General features: G+C 61.5%; 20 protein-coding genes and 3 pseudogenes. 17 read left to right on the top strand and 6 right to left on the bottom strand.

The window, feature by feature from the left end; translation table 11 throughout:
- The first annotated feature begins 2 nt into the window (after window positions 1–2).
- Complete coding sequence (gene gspD, locus AB9N64_RS07360; RefSeq protein ID WP_371360098.1) at window positions 3–2,129, top strand: type II secretion system secretin GspD; 2,127 nt, start codon at window positions 3–5, stop codon at window positions 2,127–2,129.
- A gap of 147 nt (window positions 2,130–2,276) precedes the next feature.
- On the opposite strand, the gene AB9N64_RS07355 is transcribed toward gspD, so the two are convergent.
- The 3 genes from AB9N64_RS07355 to AB9N64_RS07345 all read right to left on the bottom strand — a co-directional run bounded on the left by AB9N64_RS07355 (window position 2,277) and on the right by AB9N64_RS07345 (window position 5,762).
- Entirely contained in the window at window positions 2,277–3,113 is an 837-nt protein-coding gene (locus AB9N64_RS07355) for a 5'-nucleotidase, lipoprotein e(P4) family (RefSeq protein WP_371360097.1), read from the bottom strand.
- 90 nt (window positions 3,114–3,203) lie between these two features.
- Entirely contained in the window at window positions 3,204–4,418 is a 1,215-nt protein-coding gene (locus AB9N64_RS07350) for a DUF1835 domain-containing protein (RefSeq protein WP_073452980.1), read from the bottom strand.
- A gap of 267 nt (window positions 4,419–4,685) precedes the next feature.
- Complete coding sequence (locus tag AB9N64_RS07345; RefSeq protein WP_014719096.1) at window positions 4,686–5,762, bottom strand: aldo/keto reductase; 1,077 nt, start codon at window positions 5,760–5,762, stop codon at window positions 4,686–4,688.
- A 214-nt stretch (window positions 5,763–5,976) separates the two neighbouring features.
- Here AB9N64_RS07345 and AB9N64_RS07340 point away from each other — a divergent pair, with 214 nt between their 5' ends.
- From AB9N64_RS07340 to AB9N64_RS07325, 4 genes are all read left to right on the top strand, one after another.
- Window positions 5,977–6,609: a glutathione S-transferase family protein gene (locus AB9N64_RS07340; RefSeq protein ID WP_014719095.1), complete on the top strand. Its 633-nt coding sequence runs from the start codon at window positions 5,977–5,979 to the stop codon at window positions 6,607–6,609.
- A 16-nt stretch (window positions 6,610–6,625) separates the two neighbouring features.
- On the top strand, window positions 6,626–7,546 hold the full coding sequence (locus AB9N64_RS07335) for a LysR family transcriptional regulator (RefSeq protein ID WP_073844906.1): 921 nt from the start codon (window positions 6,626–6,628) through the stop codon (window positions 7,544–7,546).
- Entirely contained in the window at window positions 7,546–8,430 is an 885-nt protein-coding gene (locus AB9N64_RS07330) for a LysR family transcriptional regulator (protein ID WP_371360096.1), read from the top strand. Before AB9N64_RS07335 ends, AB9N64_RS07330 begins: the two co-directional genes overlap by 1 nt.
- 80 nt (window positions 8,431–8,510) lie before the next feature.
- Window positions 8,511–9,443, top strand: coding sequence for a pyridoxamine 5'-phosphate oxidase family protein (locus AB9N64_RS07325; RefSeq protein WP_371360095.1), 933 nt, complete (start codon window positions 8,511–8,513; stop codon window positions 9,441–9,443).
- A 162-nt stretch (window positions 9,444–9,605) separates the two neighbouring features.
- On the opposite strand, the gene AB9N64_RS07320 is transcribed toward AB9N64_RS07325, so the two are convergent.
- On the bottom strand, window positions 9,606–10,079 hold the full coding sequence (locus AB9N64_RS07320) for an Sbal_3080 family lipoprotein (protein ID WP_032874240.1): 474 nt from the start codon (window positions 10,077–10,079) through the stop codon (window positions 9,606–9,608).
- A 357-nt stretch (window positions 10,080–10,436) separates the two neighbouring features.
- Between AB9N64_RS07320 and AB9N64_RS07315 the strand changes: the two genes are divergently transcribed.
- The 5 genes from AB9N64_RS07315 (at window position 10,437) to AB9N64_RS07295 (ending at window position 13,326) form a co-directional block, all read left to right on the top strand.
- Window positions 10,437–10,832, top strand: a complete 396-nt coding sequence (locus AB9N64_RS07315) for a RidA family protein (protein ID WP_003192423.1) — start codon at window positions 10,437–10,439, stop codon at window positions 10,830–10,832.
- Between the two features lie 172 nt (window positions 10,833–11,004).
- Entirely contained in the window at window positions 11,005–11,667 is a 663-nt protein-coding gene (locus AB9N64_RS07310) for a hypothetical protein (protein WP_032874242.1), read from the top strand.
- Window positions 11,664–12,182 (top strand): hypothetical protein, encoded by a 519-nt coding sequence (locus tag AB9N64_RS07305; protein ID WP_003192421.1) that lies wholly within the window; start codon window positions 11,664–11,666, stop codon window positions 12,180–12,182. Before AB9N64_RS07310 ends, AB9N64_RS07305 begins: the two co-directional genes overlap by 4 nt.
- The gene (locus AB9N64_RS07300; RefSeq protein ID WP_003192419.1) at window positions 12,179–12,685 is read left to right on the top strand and encodes a hypothetical protein; all 507 of its coding nucleotides are present in this window, start codon (window positions 12,179–12,181) and stop codon (window positions 12,683–12,685) included. Before AB9N64_RS07305 ends, AB9N64_RS07300 begins: the two co-directional genes overlap by 4 nt.
- Window positions 12,686–12,726: 41 nt before the next feature.
- A complete protein-coding gene (locus AB9N64_RS07295) occupies window positions 12,727–13,326 on the top strand; it encodes a hypothetical protein (protein ID WP_371360094.1) in 600 nt (199 codons plus the stop codon).
- Window positions 13,327–13,349: 23 nt separating this feature from the next.
- Here AB9N64_RS07295 and AB9N64_RS07290 read toward each other — a convergent pair whose 3' ends face one another.
- Window positions 13,350–14,837 carry an aldehyde dehydrogenase family protein gene (locus tag AB9N64_RS07290; protein ID WP_072433822.1) on the bottom strand — a complete coding sequence of 496 codons (1,488 nt, stop codon included), beginning with the start codon at window positions 14,835–14,837 and terminating at the stop codon, window positions 13,350–13,352.
- Window positions 14,838–15,073: 236 nt separating this feature from the next.
- On the opposite strand from AB9N64_RS07290, the gene AB9N64_RS07285 reads away from it, so the two are divergent.
- Entirely contained in the window at window positions 15,074–16,243 is a 1,170-nt protein-coding gene (locus AB9N64_RS07285; protein ID WP_032901980.1) for a p-hydroxyphenylacetate 3-hydroxylase oxygenase component, read from the top strand.
- Window positions 16,244–16,299: 56 nt separating this feature from the next.
- Window positions 16,300–16,773 (top strand): annotated as a pseudogene (locus AB9N64_RS07280) (flavin reductase family protein); the annotation flags it as partial.
- Between the two features lie 32 nt (window positions 16,774–16,805).
- Here AB9N64_RS07280 and AB9N64_RS07275 read toward each other — a convergent pair.
- Window positions 16,806–18,128 (bottom strand): hypothetical protein, encoded by a 1,323-nt coding sequence (locus AB9N64_RS07275; protein WP_371360093.1) that lies wholly within the window; start codon window positions 18,126–18,128, stop codon window positions 16,806–16,808.
- A 217-nt stretch (window positions 18,129–18,345) separates the two neighbouring features.
- Between AB9N64_RS07275 and AB9N64_RS07270 the strand changes: the two genes are divergently transcribed.
- The 5 genes and pseudogenes from AB9N64_RS07270 to AB9N64_RS07250 all read left to right on the top strand — a co-directional run.
- Window positions 18,346–19,845, top strand: coding sequence for an APC family permease (locus AB9N64_RS07270; protein WP_032901975.1), 1,500 nt, complete (start codon window positions 18,346–18,348; stop codon window positions 19,843–19,845).
- The gene (locus tag AB9N64_RS07265) at window positions 19,808–20,374 is read left to right on the top strand and encodes a DUF3156 family protein (protein ID WP_032901972.1); all 567 of its coding nucleotides are present in this window, start codon (window positions 19,808–19,810) and stop codon (window positions 20,372–20,374) included. The genes AB9N64_RS07270 and AB9N64_RS07265 overlap by 38 nt, the downstream gene beginning before the upstream one ends.
- 113 nt (window positions 20,375–20,487) lie before the next feature.
- Window positions 20,488–21,429 (top strand): transcriptional regulator FeaR, encoded by a 942-nt coding sequence (feaR, locus tag AB9N64_RS07260; RefSeq protein WP_339230990.1) that lies wholly within the window; start codon window positions 20,488–20,490, stop codon window positions 21,427–21,429.
- A 109-nt stretch (window positions 21,430–21,538) separates the two neighbouring features.
- A pseudogene (locus tag AB9N64_RS07255) lies at window positions 21,539–21,781 on the top strand (helix-turn-helix domain-containing protein); the annotation flags it as partial.
- A 109-nt stretch (window positions 21,782–21,890) separates the two neighbouring features.
- A pseudogene (locus AB9N64_RS07250) lies at window positions 21,891–22,133 on the top strand (helix-turn-helix domain-containing protein); the annotation flags it as partial.
- Between the last annotated feature and the right edge of the window lie 82 nt (window positions 22,134–22,215).

The following is a 22,215-nucleotide window of genomic DNA, read 5'->3' as shown; positions in this document are numbered from 1 at the left end:
ATATGCGCACTTCGCTGTTTTGCCTGGCTACCGCCGTCTCCCTGAGCGGCTGTGGCTCTTTGCCCGACACCCTCGCCCCGGACGACGACCTGCTGCACGAGGCCCTGCAGGGCACCGGCACACAACGCCCGGCGCTTCAGGCGCCTGTGGCCGAAAGCCCTCCACCTGCCACCCAGGCTCCGCCGCAGCGCCAGCTGATTCGTGGCAATCAAGCGTTTGTGCGCCAGCCCGCAGCGCCGGCAAACGTGCCGCAGCAGGGGGGCGACATCGTGTTCAACTTCGCCGACCAGCCTATCGAGGCCGTGATCAACAGCGTGATGGGCGACCTGTTGCACGAGAACTACAGCATCGCCGAGGGCGTGAAGGGCACTGTCAGCTTCTCCACCTCCAAACCCGTGGACAAACAGCAAGCGCTGTCGATTCTCGAAACCCTGCTGTCCTGGACCGACAACGCCATGATCAAGCAGGGCAACCGCTATGTGATCCTGCCGGCCAACCAGGCAGTGGCGGGCAAGCTGGTGCCGCAGATGCGCGTGGCGCAACCGGCCAGCGGCCTCTCGGCACGTCTGTTTTCACTGCGCTATATCTCGGCCACCGAGATGCAGAAACTGCTCAAACCCTTCGCCCGTGAAAACGCTTTTTTGTTGGTCGACCCGGCGCGCAATGTCCTGAGCCTGGCCGGCACGCCCGACGAACTGGCCAACTACCAGGACACCATCGACACCTTCGACGTGGACTGGCTCAAGGGCATGTCGGTGGCGGTGTTCGGCCTGCAACGCGCCTCGGTGGCCGAGCTGATGCCCGAGCTGCAAGCCATGTTCGGCGCGGACAGTGGCACACCCCTGGCCGGCATGCTGCGGTTCTTGCCGGTCGAGCGCACCAACTCGGTGGTGGCGATTTCTTCCCAGCCCCAGTACCTCAGCGAAGTGGGCGACTGGATCCGCACCATCGACGAGGGCGGCGGCAACGAGCCGCAGATGTATGTGTACGACGTGCGCAATATGAAGGCCGCTGATCTGGCCAAGTACCTGCGGCAGATCTACGGTAATGGCGCGATCAAGGATGACGCCCCGGCGAAGGTAGCACCGGGCTTGCGTACCACCACCCTGTCCTCGTCCACCAGTGCCGGTTTGCAGGCGAGCGCCCCGGTGCCCGCAGCCGAAGAACCTGAATCCGAGCCTGCCGAAAACACCCAGGCATCGCCCACCAGCGACCTCGAAACGGGCACGCGCATCACCGCGCAAAAGAGCAGCAACCAACTGCTGGTACGCACCCGCCCGGCGCAATGGAAAGAGATCGAAGCGGCGATCAAACGCCTCGACAACCCACCGCTGCAAGTGCAGATCGAGACGCGCATCCTGGAGGTCAAACTCACCGGCGAACTGGACCTGGGGGTGCAGTGGTACCTGGGCCGCCTGGCTGGCAATTCCACCAGCACCACGGTGGCCAATGCTTCCGGCAGCCAAGGCGCCTTGGGCGGTGGCGGGGCAGGGCTGGGGGCGGCGGACTCGTTGTTCTACTCCTTCGTCAGTTCCAACCTGCAAGTGGCCCTGCACGCCCTGGAGACCAACGGCCGCACCCAGGTGCTGTCGGCGCCATCGCTGGTGGTGATGAACAACCAGCCGGCGCAGATCCAGGTGGGGGACAACATTCCCATCAGCCAGACCACCGTCAATACCGGGGACGCCGACACCACCTTGAGCAGTGTGGAATATGTGCAGACGGGGGTGATTCTGGATGTGGTGCCGCGCATCAATCCGGGTGGGCTGGTGTACATGGATATCCAGCAACAGGTCAGTGATGCCCAGAACCCGACGGGGAACAGTGAGACGCCGGTGAACCCGCGTATCTCCACGCGCTCGGTGTCCACCCAGGTGGCGGTGCAGAGTGGCCAGACGGTATTGCTCGGCGGATTGATCAAGCAGGACAACGCTGAGAGCGTCAGTGCCGTGCCTTACCTGGCGAAGATTCCGGGGTTGCGCTGGTTGTTTGGCAATACCGGCAAGTCCAAGGACCGCACGGAGCTGATTGTGCTGATTACGCCGAGGGTGATTACCAGCAGCAGCCAGGCGCGGCAGGTGACGGATGATTATCGCCAGCAGATGCAGTTGTTGCGACCCGCCCAATAAGCCCTCTCCCACATTGATCGTTCCCACGCTCTGCGTGGGAATGCCGCCCTGGACGCTCCGCGTCCCATCTGCACAACGTGACGCGGAGCGTCACAGGATGTATTCCCACGCAGAGCGTGGGAACGATCATCACGGCAGGGCGTCACCCTATTGCTGCAACAGCAACGCCTGCTGCTTGAACCTGCGTTTCTGCGCAAACGGCAAGCTCTCATCATCCCCATACGGCGCGCTGTACCAGTTGCCGTAGCTCGGGTTGGGCAGCAGGAACCAACGCTGGCCCAGCCAATTCACATAGGGTTCGACGGCCTTGCGCTGTGCATCCAGGGTGTTGTGCTCGGCCTGCACGAAATCGCCCAGGGAGTCTCCGGCCATCAACAGCACGCGGGCATGGTTGGCGACCCATTGGCGGCGGCAGTTCTTGCCGTAGCCCGCGCTTTCGCAGTGGCCGGTGGGGGTGCTGGCCGCCAGGATCTGTGCGTCGCTCTCAATCGGGAAACCGCGCAAACGCAGGTTTTTGGCCGTGGCCGCGACCTGGCTGTGTTCTCGGTTGGTGAGGTAGTAAACCTGGATGCCTTTTTGCCGGGCCGCCTGCAGGAACGCCACCGAGCCTGGCAGTGCCTGGGCCTTGGCCTGCTCGACCCAGGTGTTCCAGCGATCATAGGAATAGACCTGATTGTTGATGATGTCGCGGGCGTTGAGGGGCACGTTGTCCAACAGCGTTTCGTCGATATCCACCACCACCGCCGGGGGCAGGCCGGCCAGGTTGCGTGGGGCAAAAGGCAGGGCGTCCCAGCTCGGGTCGGCCAGGGCGACGTCCAGTTGACGGGTGGCATTGGCGAAGAGCTGGCGGTAGATCAGTTCGTGCTCGATGGACGTCTGGGTCCAGAGCACGGCGTCGAGTTGGTCATTGGCCGGCGGGTGTTGCTGGCAGCCTGCGAGGGCGGTGGTGAGCAAGCAGAGGCTGGCAAAGAACAGGTTGCGCATGGGCTGGGTCTCGAAGAGCGTGGTGGCGTGGTCAGCACGCCAGTCTAATCACTTGCGATGCTCGCGGCTCGTTGCCGTTTCGCAATCGTCTTAAAGCCAGGCTTCACCCCAGGTGGGCATGTGGTGATTGCCCATTCGCCAATGGGGCTGCCGAGGCCTGAGGCACACACCGCCGACCCAACGCTCATGGCTGGCGTGGTCCATCCAGTTGGTGTCGCCGTTCAATACAGCCTGCCCCAGTGGCGTCAACGCCAAGGGGCGCTTAGGCCATGGTTGATCCCTCTCTGTTTCCACCAGCAACGGCTGCTCGCCATCGATCAACGGCCGCATCAGCGCATGAAACATCAGGTCGCCAAGGAACGGCAGGGGTTCGCGCCTGGCCATCAACTCTGCGAAGACCCGGGCAAACGCCACTGGCCCGCTTTCGGCGATATACCTCAGCGCCAAGCGCTCGGTCAGTGAGAGGCCATCCTCAATTCCTGGCAACTCCTGCAATTGGCGGCGTAGCGCCGGTGCAAGCAGCGGCAGGCTCGGGTGAGCGGTACGGGCCAGTTCTGCCAGCTTGGTCGGCGAGGAGTCGCAATAAGCCGACCAGGCTTGTTTGGCCAGGTGCACCGCCGTGTCGTCGATCAAGCGTCGCTGCGGCCATAGCCAGGCAAGCACGTCGGGCGCCAGTTGCCCGATCCCGATAAACCGTTCGACGCCCGGTATGCGGTCGACCTCGATCAGCTCAAGTTTTTTCGGCGTGCGTTCAAGACTTGAGAGTGCGCGAATCAGGAACAATTGGTCATAGGCATCCGCTTCACACCACAACACGCTATGTTCGGCGCCGGCCAGTGCGTCCAATTGGGTGTATTCCCCGTCAACGCGCAGGTTTACATCAGCAGGGGTCAAGGCAAAAGTCTGGCTGATAAAAGCGCTGCGCAGGCGGCGGAATTCGGCGCTGGGAAGGTTGCGTACGGGGCCCATGCACAGTGGGTCGCTGAGCATCTGGAAGCGGCCCTTGAACCCAGCCACCTGCAAGCTGTGGGCAATGTCATTGCCACAGCGCCAATGGTGAGTACGTGCCTCGTCGCTGGCCTCGAAACCGGGGTGGCGCGCAGCAAAGTCCAGGGCATCGATATGCGCCTTGAGCTTGGGCCAACTGGCAAAACCCAATTGCCTGGCGACCTGCCATTGGGCCTGGGCCAAGGTGGCGCTGGGGTCTAGTTTTTTCAGGTGCGACAACAGTTCCTTGGCGCGCTTGCGCTGCTGCTCAAGGTTGAGGCGGCCATTGGTAGAGGAGGCCAAAGGGCGTTGCGACATACGAGCTCCTTGCACAAACCTTTTCCGCTTCAAGGTTGGGAGTCGTAGAAATGTGGTGGAGCTGGGATGTCTTGGGCGCAGCCCTTTCCGCGGAAGGTGGCGTAGAGAGCGCCAGGCGGGAAATATAGGCAGCATTGCCGTTCGGTGCAACCCTGAAAATGTGGGCTTGCCCCAATGCCACTCAGTCAAGCGCAGCTCCCACATAGGATTTTCGTTGCTTTGGGGATTGCGTTCGCTTAATTCATCGACATTGGGGCAGGTGCTGTTTTATTTGTCCTGGCGCGCAGCCAGGGTTTTTTGATGCTCGGCCAGGAAGGGTTGCTCCGCTGGATCAAAACGATCAATCCCGGCGGTGAAGCGGTGCCAGTAGGGGTACAACGGCTGACGGCGAGTGACGGCTTCGATGCGCGCCGACTGCTCGTCGGTGAGTTTCAGTTCGGTGGCCGCCAGGTTATCGCGCAGGTGTGCTTCCGTACGGGCGCCGACAATCAGCGAGGTGATCCCCGGGCGATCCTTGAGCCAGGCCAGGCAGGTACGGGCGACCGAGACGCCGTGTTCATCACCGACGGCGGCGAGGGTCTCGATAATGTCCAGCGCACGTTCCTGGTCGTGGACGTAGGGTTCCGGCCAACCGCTGCCCTGGCGGGTATTGGCCGGTGGCTTGTGCCCGCGGCGGGTTGTGCCGGTCAGCAAGCCTTCGCCCATCGGGCCCCACACCAAAGTGCCGACCTGCTGGTCCAGGGCCAACGGCAGCAACTCGTACTCGGCCTCGCGGGATTCCGGAGTGTAGTAGATCTGCTGGGTAATCGGCTTGAGCATGCCGTGCAGTTCAGCCTTGCCCAGGGTTTTCATCATCTGCCAGGCGGTGAAGTTGCTGGTGCCGAAATAGCGGATCTTGCCCGAACCCACCAACAGGCGCAGGGCTTCCAGGGTCTCTTCGATTGGCGTCATGCCGTCCCAGTTGTGCAGTTGGTACAAGTCGATGTGGTCGGTACCCAGGCGCTTGAGGCTGGCTTCGCACGCGCGGATCAAGTGGTAGCGCGATGAACCGGAGTTGTTGGGGTTGTCGTCCACCGGGCTGCGGCCCTTGGTGGCCAGCAGAATGTCGTGACGCTTGTCGCCCAGCGCCTTGCCCACCACTTCTTCGGCCAGGCCGTGGGAATAGAGGTCAGCGGTGTCGACCATATTCACCCCGGCGTCGAACGCCATATCGAACATGCGCTTGGCCAGGGGCACATCCACCGCACCGCATTTTTCAAATTCTGCGCGACCGCCAAAAGGGACGGTGCCAAGGATGATTTCCGATACCAGCAGGCCGGAATGACCCAGTTGTCGATACTGCATGTTGCCTCCTACTTAACGTTGCACGTGAAGGTGTGAACGATGGGGACGGCGATAGTTTGAATTTTTTCGTGAAATCCTCGCGCCCGTCTTGGCATGACGTCAATGAAGATTGTTTCGCTGGATGAAATGCTGGATTGTGAATCCTGGTCATTCCGCCAGACAGGGCAGCGGTAGAACATCCCTGGCGTCGATACCCACTCATTTGGAGCCTGTCATGACCCAGCCTGCGATCAAACTCTATGGTTTTCCCCTGTCCGGCCACTCCCACCGGGTCGAGCTGATGTTGTCCCTGCTGGGGCTGGCGAGTGAATTTATCCTGGTGGACCTCAAGCAAGGCGCGCATAAAACGCCTGAGTTCCTCACCACCCTGAACAGCTTTGGCCAGGTGCCGGTGATTGATGACGGCGGCACGGTACTGGCCGACTCCAATGCGATCCTGATTTACCTGGCCAGCACCTATGGCAGCGGCCAATGGCTGCCGAGCGACCTTGTCGGGCAAGCCAAGGTGCAGCGTTGGCTCTCGGCCGCCGCCGGCCCACTCCATGCCGGGCCTGCCACGGCGCGCTTGGCCACGGTGTTTGGCGCCGAGGTGGACACTGTCGGCGCAATCAACCGTGCCCATGCCTTGCTTAGCGTGATGGAGCAGCAACTGAGCCAGAGCCGTTTCCTCGCCAGTGAACAGCCCAGCATTGCCGATATCGCCTTCTACACCTATGTGGCCCACGCGCCGGAAGGCAATGTGTCCCTGGCCGACTACCCTAAGGTGCGCGCCTGGCTCGCCAGCATCGAAGCACTGCCGGGTTTCGTTGGCATGCCGCGCACGGCGGTGGGGCTGCAATCGCAATAACAACCAAGGGGCGCCGATGGACCGATTTCATGAAATGCAGGTGTTCCTGGCCGTGGCCGAGGAGGAGGGCTTCGCGGCTGCCGCCCGGCGCCTGAACACCTCGCCGCCCAGCGTGACCCGCGCCATTGCCGCCATGGAACAACGCATCGGCACCCAGTTGTTGGCGCGCACCACCCGCAGCCTGCACTTGACCGAAGCCGGCCAGCGTTACCTGGAAGACTGCCGACGCATCCTTGCCGAGCTGGACGAAGCCGAGGAAGCGGCGGCGGGCAGTTACTCCATCCCGGGCGGCCAGTTGACGGTGACCGCACCGGTACTGTTTGGCGAGTTGTATGTGGCGCCGGTACTGGGGGATTATCTGGACCGTTTTCCCTTGGTGAGTATCAACGCCTTGCTGGTCGATAGGGTGGTCAATATGACCGACGAAGGTGTTGACGTGGCGGTGCGTATCGGCCACCTGCAGCCATCCTTGCAGCAAGCGATCAAGGTCGGCGAAGTACGCCGGGTGGTGTGCGCATCGCCGGCTTATCTTGACCAACACGGGCGGCCCCAGCGCCCCGAGCAGCTGCGTGAGGCCAAGCTCGTCACCTCATCGTCCAGCCAACTGGTCAGTGAGTGGACATTCATCGACGCCGGCCAGCCGCTGAAGGTACCGATCGAGCCACGCCTGGTTGTCACCGCCAACAATGCCGCGATCAACCTGGCCCGCCTGGGCTGGGGCATGACGCGGGTACTGTCTTATCAAGTCGCGGCAGCGGTGGCGGCGGGTGAGCTGGAGCTGGTGCTGGAGGATTTCGAACCGGCGCCGCTGCCGATCCACGTGGTGTTCCAGCAAAACGGCCGCATACCGGCCAAGGTCAATACGTTTGTGGATTTCCTCAGCCATCGCCTCGGGCAGGACCCGGCCCTGAACGCGGCGACGAAGCAGCGCGCCTGATGGAGCGTTTTCGCGATATGCAGCTGTTTGCCGCGCTGGCCGGGCAACCCAGCCTGGCGTCGACGGCACGCCATGCGCAGGTCTCCGGCCCGACGCTGGTACGAGCGGTTGCGCGCCTAGAGGCACGCCTGCGCGTGGTTTTGCTGCAACGCAGCACCCGTGGGGTCAGCCTGACCGATGCAGGCCAGGCTTACCTTGCCGACTGTGTGCTTCTGCTGGCAGCGGTGGACGCGGCCGAGGCTTCGGCCAACGGTTTGCATGTGCAGGCCCAGGGCGACCTGCGGATATTCCTGCCGTTGCTGTTCAGCCGCTATGTCATGGCGCCGTTGTTGGCCGGCTATGCGGATCGCTACCCGGCGGTGCGTGTCATCGCGCACTATCACGATTATTTCCCTAACCTGCACGTAGAAGGGCTGGATGTGGCGGTACTGGTCGGCGAATTGCCCAGTTCGTCGCTGATTGCGCGGCAGGTCGGGCAGGTGGGCACTGTCCTTTGCGCCAGCCCCGCTTACTTGGCGACCCGGGGCGAACCCCGACATCCGGCCGACCTCAAGCAGCATCATCTGATTACCAGCACCGACCCGGTGCACTGGGATTTCCCGCATTACACCCTCAAGGCTCGCGCCCGGCTGCGTTGCGCCACTGTCCAAGGTGCGATCAATGCGGCGGTGCAGGGGGCGGGCGTGATTCGAGCCTTGAGTTACCCCCTGCACGAACACCTGGCGAGCGGCCAGTTGCAGCGCCTATTGCCTACCTTCGAGTTGCCGCCGCAGCCGGTGTATGTGGTTTACCGCGAAGGTCGTCATGCGTCGATGCGCGTGCGCAGCTTTGTCGACTACTGCGTCACCGCGTTGCGCGAGCATCCGGCGTTTCAGTTGGCGTAATAGTGGATTGCCCAGGGTGGGCATTCTCTCCATCGCGGTGTGGGTGCAGCATCTTCAGTATCTAACCGGAGGTGAGCGCCATGCACTCGATTGAACCAACCCCTTGGCATGTCGGCGAACGACACATGCAGGAAAGTGCCGGCGTCTCTGAACGCATGGCCATGATCGGGCCCGAGGTCATTCGTGATCATCTGCCTGAGCAGCACCGCGATTTCTATCCGCTGCTGCCGTACTTGATCGCGGGCGTGGTGGACGAACAAGGCATCCCCTGGGCGACGATGCTGGAGGGCGCACCAGGCTTCGCGCACTCACCAGATCCGCACACGCTGCAGATCGACAGCCTGCCTTCCAGAACTGATCCCGCCTGGGCTGGAATAACGGATGGCTCGGCCATTGGCCTGCTGGGCATCGACCTCAACACCCGCCGCCGCAATCGCATGAATGGCCGCATTGGAACGCTTGAGCAGGAGGGCTTCACGGTCGAGGTGGTACACACCTTCGGCAACTGCCCCAAGTACATCCAACTGCGCCCCGTCGCCGGCATTGCGCGCAAACCCGGCAACCTGGCCGAGCGCAGCTGCCGCCTGGACGACGCCGCACAAGCACTGATCCGCCACGCCGACACCTTCTTCGTCGCCAGCTACGTCGACCTGCACGGCGAACGCTCGGTGGACGTCTCCCACCGAGGCGGCAATACGGGATTTGTGCGAGTGGAAGGTAACGTACTGACCATCCCGGATTTTGCCGGCAACCTGTTCTTCAACACCCTCGGCAACCTGCACGCCAACCCGGTGGCGGGGTTGTTGTTTGTTGATTTTGAGACGGGTGACGTGCTGCAAGTGGCCGGGCGTACTTCGTTGATCCTGAGCGGGCCGCAAGTAGCTGAGTTCGAAGGCGCGCAGCGCTTGTGGACGGTGACGGTGGAACATGTGGTCCGCCGCCCGGCAGCGTTGGCCTTGCGTTGGCAATTCGCTGAATTTTCACCGCACAGCCTGGCGATGGGCACCTGGTAGCCTGGCACGATAATGCCATGTAGGAGCGAGCTTGCTCGCGAAAAACGTCAACGATAACGCGTGCTTCCTGAGTAAGTGCGGCGCCTGTGGGTTTTTCGCGAGCAAGCTCGCTCCTACAGAAGGTGGTATGAAGTGTGGCGCAGGCAGGTGGATGAGCTCGCTCTAGGGAAGAAGGTCAGCCTGACGTCGAGTCATGCCGTAATCAGCATTGGGAAACAGCTGATTGGTCATCTCGATGATTTTGCTTTGCGCGTCGATGAACTTGCCCATTCGGGCGCCACCCGAAGTTGAGTCATACAACGCCTGTCCGACCCTTCGACCGTTCTCGAACACCTGAATATCGGCGAAGCTCATGTACAGCGCCATGTCCCAGCTCCATGTACCGATATAAGTGGTCGACAGCGCGCAACTGGCGGGCGGGGCGCCTGGCGGCAACTCGCGGGGTTGAAAGCCCTTACTGCGTAATTGAGCGGTGTAAGTCGTATTGAAGCCTTCACGCAAGCCTGCGGCGGGAATCATGCAGATTTCGGGCGAGTGAACAGTTGAGGAGGGAACGGGGGTGACGGTTTGCGTGATACTGCAGCCGGTGAGGGCGCCGCATACCAGTAAGCAAGCGAGGGTTGTTACCTGGTGCATAGCGACCTCCATGTCATAAGTAGTGGCTGGATGATAGCAGTGAAGTTCCAGCATGGATCACTATCTACTGAGACACAGCCGATCCAATGTGGGAGCTGTCGAGCTTTAGCGAGGCTGCGATGGCGGCGGCACTGTCAACATACTCATTGCCTGACCCACCGCTATCGCGGCCTCGCTAAAGCTCGACGGCTCCCACAGGGGAATGTCATTGCCTGGCGGGTTTGCGCGTTTTCATCAGGCCGCCGGGCACTCAAGGTTCAGCGCTTCACCCACGAACATGTTGCTGGATGTTGAACCATCATCCTTAGCGATTCCTTTGGGTTAGCCTTGTTTTCCTACTGACAACAAGGATTGGTCATGCAACGAAAGGTTATTAATCCCACGACGGTATTCAACTCCCTGCAGTACGGTTTCAGCCAGGCCATGGAAGTGCCAGAGGGCCGGCGAATCATGCTGTCGGGGCAGGTGGGGGTAGATGCTCAAGAGCACACGGTCGGCCCCGGCATCGCCGAACAGACCGCCGCAGCGTTGGACAATATCGAAAAGGTGCTGGCCGAGGTCGGTGGCGACCTGTCTCATGTGATCATGCTGCGGCTGTATATCGTCGAGTCTGCCCGTGAGCAGCAAGCGTCGATCGCCCATGCGCTACTTGAGCGCTTCCCGCACAACCCGCCACCGTCTTCGTGGATTATCGTCAGCGGGTTGTCGTTGCCGCAGTGGTTGATTGAGATTGAGGCGGAGGCGGTGATATGAGTGGCTTTCACCGAGCGCTGACAAATGCTGCTGATCATCTGTAGTCAAACCGCGATTCCCCCCGTACCATTCGCCCCCCTCGCAGTGACGCGAGGCGCAGCGCCAGGAAGGCTCATCCCATATTTTTCCTGACGCCTGCCGTTTATTTTTATGCCTGCGTTCAGGGTTCGATATGTCTCGCTTCTCTCGGCCTTTGGCCTTGTTCTTGATTACGGCAGCCCTGGCAGGTTGCGGTACTCAGTCTGCGTCGCTGGTTAGCCAGCCGTTGCAACCTGGCCCCCAGGACCCGGTCGCTTATGTAGTCGGATCAATCGGCCCGCAGAGCCTTAGCGCATCTCCTGCGCCTAATCAGCGTTTACTGTTTCGCAAGCGCGGTTCCGAGTTTGGCGCCGCAGCGATCTGGGTGGGCGTCGGTCGGCAAACACCTCAGGATGTGAAGGATGCGGCCGGTGCCGCCAGTGTATTCGTGTTGGCGCTCAAGCCTGGGGATTATGAGTTCTATGATTTTCAGTTTTTCTCCAGCAGTTATTCACCCCCTCTGGGGACGACCTACACCTCGGTGCAGGCGCGAGAGAAATTCAACCTGCCACTGCGCCTGAAGGCCGGCAACGCCTATTACCTCGGTGAATTTCGCTCGTTATGCCTTGGCGCTTCGCTGTGTGCCTTCCGCTGGCGCGACCAGCAAGCACGCGATGAGCCGCTAGCGCGGCACTCTGTTGCGGGCCTGCCGGCTCTGGAGTTGTTGCCGCTGGATTATCGCAGCGCCGCCCCTTATATCATCGCGCCGCTGCCATCCGGGGCGGGCCAGAACATCCTTCACGAGACACGCCCATGAACCGTTTTATTACGTTCAGCGCCCTGGCGCTGCTGACCGGGTGTGCAACCACCCATACGCTTCCTGAGCGTGCATTGCCGGATGGCAAGGAATATCTCAAGCCGATCCACGTCATGATCGATGACCCGCTTAATGCAGCACAAATTCGTAACCAATTGCGTGAGACTGGGGTGTTTCGCAGTGTCGAAAGCGGCCGGGGCAACGCGGACGATTACTCGGTGTGGGTGCGCTACAACGTTCAGCGTGATATGCCGCCTTTCCCGGTGGTACTGCTGAGCGCGGCAACTCTGTTTCTGCTGCCCCTGTCCGTGAGCATTGACACCACCACCGAGTTCTCCCTGCAGCACAATGGGAAGCAGCTCAAGCAGTACAGCTACCGCAACGTCACCCACAAATATTCCTGGCTGCTGGATGGCCCTGGCGGGATGGAGCTACAGAGCGGTCACCGTGTTGCACGGGCTTTTGCCGAAGATGTACAGCGCGACGGGCTGCTGCCCGAAGAGCACGCACAATGATCAGGACTACGTTACTGGCCGCCGTGCTGTTGCTCGGTGGTTGCGGTACCGCCCTCAAACCGTTGGATTACAAGGCAGAGCGTGCCTACGTGCCGATGAGTGTCACGATGCCGTCGCCCGTGTCGAGGTTTGAACAGCAGACGCAACGCGAAGTTATCCAGTTGTTGCGTGACACAGGTGCCTTCAGTTTTATGGATGGCGGTTTCAGCAAGACGGGCTACAGCTTGTTGGTCGATCAACGCGGCGGTAAAGGGGCCGGTGCGCTCCCGGCGATACTTGGCGCGTTGACGCTGTTGACCGTGCCAGTGCCCTACACCTACGAGCGCCAGTTGCACGGCTCGCTGTTCAAGGACGGGCAACTGCTCAAAACCTATGCTTACAAGCGTGGTGGTTGGACAGCTACGACCTGGTACATCCCCATGACCGAGCCCCGCAGCGAAAGCGAGATGTTGAGCGAGTTGATGCGGGATCTGGAGCACGATCACTTGATTCCTTATCAGTGACAGTTGGTTATTTTAATTAGTGTTGATAGAGAGGTTCACGGATGAATTACGAATTGTTGTTTGGCTTGGATGTGCAACTGGGCTTTTTGGTGATGGCCTTTGTGTTGGTGATGGCGGTGATTGGCTTCATTCTGGACAAAGACACCACGCCGCAAGTTGTCGTGGCGACCGGCGTTGCGCTGATTTCGATTGCCGCGTGTGCCGTGGTCTCCATCGACGCATTCAATGGGCTGGCGCAGTCACTGCACGAAAAAGGCAAAATCAGCGGTGCTCTGTTTGACCAGGTGAAACACCGCTCCAACCTGTTCCTCTTTGTTTTCCCGTTTGTAACCGCCGCCATCGGCACGAACCTGATTTCCGACGTGTTGACCAAGAAATTGCATTATGAAAAATCCTTGGGCCCTGTGAATTTGTTGCAAGGCTGCTTGGAACTTATGAAAATTCTTTTCGGTTTGGTTATTTTTCCGTTTGTTGCAATTGGCTTGGCGCCCTTCGTGTTGGTCGATACGTGGAAGCGCCATGTCACCCGTTATATGGAAGGAGTTGGCGCAGTGAATCGTCATCTGCAACTCAAGATACTGAAGGCCGACATCATTTCCAGGAACCTGTTTCGTGGCCCACCCGCCAAACCTGCGCCCTGATTCCGGTCGTCGGCACTCAGCCCTTAATACCGAACCATCACCGACTTAAGCTCGGTGTAGTCCTCAATGAACGCACTGCCAAACTCCCGCCCTAATCCCGAAGACCGGCTGCCACCAAACGGCACTGCCGGGTCGAGCAAGGTGTGCATGTTCACCCACAGGGTGCCGGCCTTGACGGCCGGGATCATGCGCAGGGCCTTGCCCAGGTCATTGGTCCACAGGCTGGCGCTCAACCCGTAGGCCCCGTGGTTCATCATGGTCAGTAGTTCGTCTTCATCGTCGTAGGGCAGGAAGGTGGCGATGGGGCCGAAGGTCTCCTCGTTGAGCAGGGTGTCGTGCAGGTGGTTGGCGAGGATCACGGTGGGTTCGACGTAGCAGCCGGGGCGGTCGATGAGGTGGCCACCGTGGATGATCGTGTTGTTTTCGGCGCGGGCCTGGTTGAAGTAGCCGAGCAGTTTTTGTTGGTGTTGCTGGTGGGTCACCGGGCCGAATTCGGTGTGTTCATCCAGGGGCGAGCCGATGGTCAGGCGGCTGAGACGCGCCTTGAGTTTTTCCAGCACGGCGTCGATTTGCGAGCGGTGCACGAAGAAACGTTCGGCCGCTGCGCAGATTTGCCCCGAGTGCAGGAAACCCGCTTCGATAATGCCATCCACCGCTTTGTCTACATCCATGTCGCGCAGGAAGCCGGCGGCGTTCTTGCCACCCAGTTCCAGGGTCGCGCGGGTCAGCCCGGCGCCCATGGCACTGCGGCCTACTGCAATACCGGTGGGCACTGAGCCGGTGAAGGACACCTTGTGCGTGCCGGGGTGTTCCACCAGCCCCTTGCCGACTTGGCCGCCGCCGGTCAGCACATTGAGCACCCCCGCCGGCAACCCGGCGTCGATGGCCAGTTCGGCGATGCGCAGCAGGGTCAGCGGTGTGAATTCGCTGGGCTTGATGATGATGCTGCAACCGGTCACCAGTGCCGAGGCGAGCTTCCAGATGGCGATCATGGTGGAGAAATTCCACGGCACAATGCCCACCACCACGCCCACCGGTTCGCGCAAGGTGAAGGCGGTGTAGCGCTCGCCATTGAACGAAGGCAGCGACGGCGTGAGGGTCTGGCCGCTGAGCTTGGTGGCCCAGCCTGCGTAGTAGCGCAGGAAGTGCGCGGCCTGGTCGACCTCAAAGGCGCGGGAAATCTGGATGATTTTTCCCGACTGGCAGGTTTCGATCTGCGCCAGTTCTTCGCGATGGTGTTCCAGCAGGTCGGCCAGTTTCAGCAGCACGTTGCCACGGATGGCGGGAGCGGTCTGGGACCACAGCTGGAAACCACGGTTGGCGCAAGCGACCGCGGCGTCGATATCCGCCAGGTCTGCGTCGGCCACGTCGGCGATCACCTGGCCGGTGGCGGGGTTGGTCACGCTCAGGCGTGCATCGGCGTGGCTGCGCACACTGGCGCCGTCGATAAACAGCCCATGACGGCGACGCAAAAAGGCTTCGACGTGAGGCAGCAGCGGGATATCGCTCATGGCAGGTTCCTGGCAGTTCACAAAAGAAACCCCGAGGTTAACCAACGCGCAGGTACGCGGCTTGACTGTGCCTGCCAGGTTTTATGCCTGTGCCTGCCGTGCCTGTGAAAAGTACAACCTTGCCTGCCGAACGTGCATGTTGTGCCGGCGCAAGCCGTTCGATACTGGCCCTGCATCCCGCGCCGTTCCACGATTCGGAGCGCCTGCCGGACTTCCAATAATAAGCAGGGCCGTCCATGAAAAAGCCAAACCCGCTCCTCGAAGACCTCAAGCCTCTTCTGCCTGCCATTGCCGCGAACGCCAGTCGTGCCGAACAGCTGCGCCAGGTGCCGGATGAGAATATCGCGCTGCTCAAAAGCATCGGCCTGCACCGCGCCTTCCAGCCCAAGGCATTCGGTGGCCTGGAACTGTCGCTGCCCGAATTCGCCGACTGCATCGCCTTGCTCGCCGGCAGTTGCGCCAGCACCGCCTGGGCCATGAGTTTGTTGTGTACCCACAGCCATCAACTGGCGCTGTTCTCGGCGCAGTTGCAGGAGGAGATCTGGGGCGCCAACCCGGATGCCACGGCCAGCAGCAGTATTGCGCCGTTCGGCCGGGTGACCGAGGGCGAGGGTGGCGTGTACTTCAGTGGCGAGATGGGCTGGAGCAGCGGCTGTGACCATGGCGAGTGGGCGATTGTCGGCTGCCGTCGCCAGAATGCCGAAGGTACCCAGGATTACTGCTTTGCCGTGCTGCCGCGCAGTGACTATCAGATCCGCGATGACTGGTTCGCGGCCGGCATGAAAGGCAGTGGCACCAAGACCCTGATCATCGACAACGCCTGGGTGCCTGAGCACCGGATCCAGAAGGCCAAGGACATGATGGAAGGCAAGTCCGCAGGCTTTGGTCTGTACCCAGACAGTCAGATTTTCTACGCGCCGTATCGGCCGTATTTCGCCAGTGGCTTTTCCACCGTCAGCCTCGGCGTGGCCGAGCGCATGCTGGAGGTGTTCCGCGAAAAAACCAAAAACCGTGTGCGCGCCTACACCGGTGCTGCCGTTGGCGCAGCGACCCCGGCGCTGATGCGCTTGGCCGAGTCCACCCACCAGGTGGCCGCCGCTCGGGCGTTTTTGGAGAAAACCTGGCAAGACCACGCCGAACACAGCGCTGCCCACCGCTACCCCGCGCGAGAAACCCTGGCGTTCTGGCGCACCAACCAGGCCTACGCCACCAAGATGTGCATCGAAGCGGTAGACCGCCTGTTCGCCGCCGCCGGTGGCAATGCCTGGTTCGAACACAACGAAATGCAGCGCCTGTTCCGCGATGCCCACATGACCGGCGCGCATGCCTACACCGACTATGACGTGTGCGCGCAAATCCTTGGCCGTGAGCTGATGGGCCTGGAACCCGACCCGAGCATGGTGTAGCTGCGTTTTCCCTACAACAATCAGGGCGGCCCATAGAGGCCACCCGGGAGTCTTGCATGTCTGACGTATTCGACCCACGGGCCTTTCGTCGCGCCTTGGGCAATTTTGCCACCGGCGTGACCGTGGTCACCGCCGCCACCGCCTCCGGGCGCAAGGTGGGCGTGACGGCCAACAGTTTCAACTCGGTGTCCCTCGACCCGCCGCTGGTGCTGTGGAGCATCGACAAACGCTCCAATAGCCATGCCGTGTTCGAGGAGGCCAGCCACTTTGCCGTGAATGTGTTGGCGGCGGACCAGGTGCATCTATCCAACAATTTCGCGCGCCCCCGTGAAGACCGCTTCGCCCTGATCGAATACGAGCCGGGAGAGGGTGGCTCGCCGGTATTCGCCGATTGCTCGGCGCGTTTTCACTGTGAGAAATACCAGCAGGTGGACGGCGGCGACCATTGGATCATGATCGGCAAGGTGGTGGCCTTTGATGATTTTGGCCGTGCGCCGCTGCTCTATCATCAGGGCGCCTATGCCGAGGTCCGGGCGCTGCCTCCGTGCGCGCCCGAGGCGGTTTAGAACGGCACGGCGACCACCAGTTGGCTGTAGACATTGGTGCCGTTGCCGCCGATCTGATTGCCGCCGTTTTCGGCTGATTTATTCGGTTTGTACAGGCCGAGCAGCGGCGTGATGATCAGGTGCTCGTTGACGGCCCATTCGGCATACAGGTCCAGTTCGCGGCCATCCAGGTTCAATTGGCCGCGGGTGCTGACGGTGTTGTAGTCGAAGAACAGCGCCCCAAGCGTGACGTTCTCCAGTGGCTTGACCTTGAGCGCCACGTGCTGCACGGCGGTGTTGCTGTTGAAGGGGCCGGAATAGTTGCCCGCTACTTCGCCCTGCACCCAGGTGCCGTAGCCACGGTTGAAGCCTGAGAACATGCCGTCCCAGTTCTTCGAATAACGGGCGTAGCGGTAGGTCAGGTCCGGTGACCACGGCAGGTTGGTGAAGGTGTAACCGGCTTCGGCGTAGCCGGCATTTTCCTGGCCGTCGCGACGGCTTTGGCGCGCCAGTTCGAAGGCGAAGTGCGCGTTGTCGATACCGGCATTGCCGGTGCCGCGCAGGCTGTAGAGGTTCATGCCTTTGCGCTGGCGCTGCAGGTCGGTGGCGAAGCGCTCATCCACATCGATGCCGTGAATATAGGTCAACCCCAGGGTGCCCGGCGCGGCACTGTATTCCAGGGTGCCGGCGGCCATTTCGGTGAGGGCCTGGGCGCGGTTGTCGGATTTGATCCACATCAGGCTGCCATGCACGCCGTCCTTGCCACCCAGGCGAATCACCGCCGTCTTATCGAAGGCATGGCGTGCGGCGATGTAGTAGGCGCCGCCGCGATTGAACTCGCCGTCGCCCACACCGTTGCCCAGGTTGGGGCCGTCGTCGTTAAGGATAAAACCGTCGCCCAACATGATGATCTGGCGGCCAAACGACAGGTCCACACCGTCCTTGCCCAAAACCGGGAACAGCTCCCCGGACCGCCAGCCGGCGAAGGCTTCGTCAAACTTGGTGGTGCGCTCGGTGCCGTTGGTCAACCCGGATGCGTCGCCATCGCCCCAGGTACCGGAACTCACCAGGTTGGCCGTGCCATACACACCGCCCAGGTTGCCCAGGCGCTGTTCGACGCTCAGGCCGTACTTGATGAACGCCTCACGCCAAGTGGAGCCGTCGCGGCGCCCATCGTAGTTCTTCGGGCTATTGAACATACCGTACACGGCGAGGAAGTTGCCGGTGACCTGAGTGTCGGCGTCGGCATACAACTCGATGGCCTGCGCCTGGCCCACCAGCAGTGCCACGCCCAGGCCGACCGTCTGGCGCAGGCGGCGGTTTTTCAGTGTGTGCTCCATTGTTATTGACCCCATCTTGGTTAAGAGTGAGGGCGCATTAGGGCGAGCGGTATGAGGCCAAGTCTTTTCCCTGCGTGCCAGGCAATTGACTCTGGCCGCCAGGCCACACGCCGTGGCAGGCAGCAACAAAACCGGCGGCAGACAGGGGCAAGACGATCAACGGGAGTGGGGCGCAGAGTGCCGACACATTAAAAAAAACCGCTTCGAGGACCCCTCCATGTCGATCAACGACCGACTCACCGCACACCTCAACCGGGGCACGGTAGGTTTTCCCACTGCGTTGGCCAGCACCATCGGCCTGATCATGGCCAGCCCGGTGATCCTCACCGCCACCATGGGTTTCGGCATCGGCGGCAGCGCCTTTGCCCTGGCGATGCTGCTCGCCGTGGTGATGATGCTGGCCCAGGCCACCACCTTCGCCGAGGCCGCGTCGATACTGCCTACCACCGGTTCGGTGTACGACTACATCAACTGTGGCATGGGTAGGTTCTTTGCGATCACCGGGACCTTGTCGGCCTACCTGATCGTGCATGTGTTCGCCGGCACCGCCGAAACTATCCTCGCCGGGGTCATGGCCCTGGTGAACTTCGAACACCTCAATACCCTGGCAGAGTCGGCCGGCGGCTCGTGGTTGCTGGGCGTCGGTTTCGTACTGGTGTTCGGCGTGCTGAATGCTTTTGGCGTCAGCGCATTTGGCCGCGCCGAGATCATCCTGACCTTCGGCATGTGGACCACCCTGATGGTGTTCGGCGTACTGGGCCTGATCGCCGCGCCGGCGGTGCAGTTGGAGGGCTGGTTCGGCGAGTCGTTGGTGGGCACCGACCTGGTTACCGTGCTGTCGCTGGTGGGCATGGCGATGTTCATGTTCGTGGGCTGCGAGTTCGTCACCCCGCTGGCGCCGGACCTGCGCCAATCGGCCAAGGTGATGCCACGGGCGATGATGCTCGGGCTGATGGGCGTGGCCACCTGCATGTTCATCTATGGCGCGGCGATGAAACGCCAGGTGGAGAACGTGGTGCTCGACGCAGCTTCGGGGGTGCACCTGTTGGACACACCCATGGCCATCCCCCGGTTTGCCGAACAGGTAATGGGGCAGATCGGCCCGTTGTGGCTGGGCATCGGCTTTCTGTTCGCTGGCGCTGCGACCATCAATACCCTGATGGCTGGCGTGCCGCGCATTCTCTACGGCATGGCAGTGGATGGCGCCTTGCCCAAGGTGTTCACCTACCTGCATCCGCGCTTCAAGACGCCGCTGTTGTGCATCCTGGTGGCCATGTTGATCCCGTGCCTGCACGCGCTGTACCTGGGCGGCAACACCGACAACATCATGCACCTGGTGCTGGCGGCGGTGTGTGCCTGGAGTTTTGCCTACCTGTTGGTGACGCTGTCGGTGGTGATCCTGCGCATTCGGCGTCCGGACTTGCCCCGCGCCTATCGCTCGCCGTGGTTCCCGCTGCCGCAGATCGTCTCCAGCATCGGCATCCTGTTGGGCATGTGGTTTATCACCCCGCCCGGCATGAACCCGGCGGACATCTACGTGCCGTTTGGCGTGATGCTCGGCGTGACGGCCACCTACGCGCTGTTCTGGACCCTGGTGGTGCAGAAGGTCAACCCCTTCAAGCCCGCCTGCGTAGAGGAGGTGTTGGCCAAGGAATTCAATCACGAACCGGGGCACGCCCATGCAAGTTATAGCGACCTTGCGGCAAAAACTGTTTGAGCTGTTTCGTGCTGACCGCGCACCCAGTGGGTATCGGCCGGGGGTGACCCTGGCCCACCTGCGGCGTGATCTGGGCCTGGCAACCCTTGAAGTGGACGGTGTGGCCTTCGAAATTGTCGAGCGCACCGAGTCGCAGTTGTTGATGCACCTGGTGCTGACCGAATATGTCCTGCGCGCTCCTGCGGCAGCGGGTGGCGCTGGCAGCTTCGAAGTGCACCATGGCGGCGCGATCCGTCGCAGCGGCATTCATGTGCGGCGCCGCTCTGGCAATCAGGCACTGGGCCGTGAGTTGCAGGCGCGTCTGCTGGCTGACAGCACGTTGTTCCAAGCGTTAATGCCGCTGGATTTCAAGCGCCTGCGCATCGAGCTGCACGACCAGCAATGGTGCGTTCGCCTGGAGCATATGGGCGGCAGCGAGGTGGTCAACCGCATGCCGGCGTTTCGGCGCTACATTGCGCTAAGCCGTGCACAACGCGAGCATCTGCTCGCCACATTGGTCGGCCTGCACAGGGTACTGTCGAATCTCTGATTGGCACCATTAGTGCTTCTGCAAAGGGCAAACAGGTTGTTGTTGCGTGCATATAGATAACATGTTAACTATTGCGCAGAACAACAAGAATAACGCCACTGCGGAGACACCCCATGAGCATCCCACAGCATGCACCCGACGGGCTCGACAGCTGGAACCGCGAACTGCGCGCCGCGTGCGGCCACTTCGATACTCAGCTGGCTTTCAACCGTTCGCTGTTTATCGGCGAGATCCACAACCTGTCGCGTGGCCTGGCCATCCTGCGCACCAACGCCGGGCTGATCAAACGCCCGACGCACCAAGCCGACCATGACAACGACCAGGAATGTTTCCTGGTCAGCCAGCGCAGCGGCTACTCCCAGATCACCCAAAACGACCAGACCGTACAACTGGCCCCCGGAGAAATGCTGTTGATGGACTCGGTGGGCTCCATCGAAATCACCCCCTTCGGCCTGATCGAACACGCCTCGTTGTCCCTGTCGCGCAGTGCGGTGTGCAAGCACCTGGGTGGCCAGGCACGGGCCTTCGGCAAGATCTCCTCGACCAAAGCCTGCGGGCGCATGCTGCATGTGCTGATGGACCAACTGTGCAAGGACGATACCGACGAAGACGCCACGCAAGTGGAAGCGCTGCAAGCGGCCTTCGTCTCGCTGTTGGGGTCGGCGTTGGAGCAGGGCGATGAGTGTCGCGAGGGCGTTGCTGCGTTGCACGGCAATAACCTGCGCAGCTATGTACAAAAGGTCATCGATGAGTCCCTGAGCCAGCCAGGCCTGAGCCCGATCGGCCTGGCCAACCGCCTGAATATTTCGGTGCGGCATCTGTACCGTCTGTTTGAAGAACAGGACGACAGCGTCTGCCGCTATATCCAGCGCGCACGGCTCAAGCGCAGTGCGGATGACTTGACCAACCCGTTCCTGCGCAGTGAGTCGATCACCTCGATTGCGTACAAATGGGGCTTTACCGACTCGGCGCATTTCAGTCGGTCGTTCAAGAAGCAGTTCGAGGTGTCGCCCAAGGAGTTTCGTTCCAGCCGGTTGCAGGCGGTGCAAGCGTGATCGTTCCCACGCTCCGCGTGGGAACGCCGCCTCGGACGCTCCGCGTCCCGCTCCAAGTCGTGACGCGGAGCGTCACAGGATGCATTCCCACGCAGAGCGTGGGAACGATCGGCACCTGTACCGTCTGTTTGAAGAACAGGACGACAGCGTCTGCCGCTACATCCAGCGCGCACGGCTCAAGCGCAGTGCGGATGACTTGACCAACCCGTTCCTGCGCAGCGAGTCGATCACCTCGATTGCCTACAAATGGGGCTTTACCGACTCGGCGCACTTCAGCCGCTCGTTCAAGAAGCAGTTCGAGGTATCGCCGAAGGATTTTCGTTCCAGCCGGTTGCAGGCGGTGCAAGCGTGATCGTTCCCACGCTCCGCGTGGGAACGCCGCCCCGGACGCTCCGCGTCCCGCTCCAAGTCGTGACGCGGAGCGTCACAGGATGCATTCCCACGCAGAGCGTGGGAACGATCGGCACCTGTACCGTCTGTTTGAAGAACAGGACGACAGCGTCTGCCGCTATATCTAGCGCGCACGGCTCAAGCGCAGTGCGGATGACTTGACCAACCCGTTCCTGCGCAGCGAGTCGATCACCTCGATTGCGTACAAATGGGGCTTTACCGACTCGGCGCACTTCAGCCGCTCGTTCAAGAAGCAGTTCGAGGTATCGCCGAAGGATTTTCGTTCCAGCCGGTTGCAGGCGGTGCAAGCGTGATCGTTCCCACGCTCCGCGTGGGAACGCCGCCCCGGACGCTCCGCGTCCCGCTCCAAGTCGTGACGCGGAGCGTCACAGGATG

Source organism: Pseudomonas sp. KT_2_4 (assembly GCF_041410225.1).
GTDB classification, from domain to species: Bacteria; Pseudomonadota; Gammaproteobacteria; order Pseudomonadales; family Pseudomonadaceae; genus Aquipseudomonas; species Aquipseudomonas paracarnis.
The sequence above is the reverse complement of the archived record's forward strand: the minus strand, read 5'-3'. Positions and strand labels throughout refer to the sequence as shown.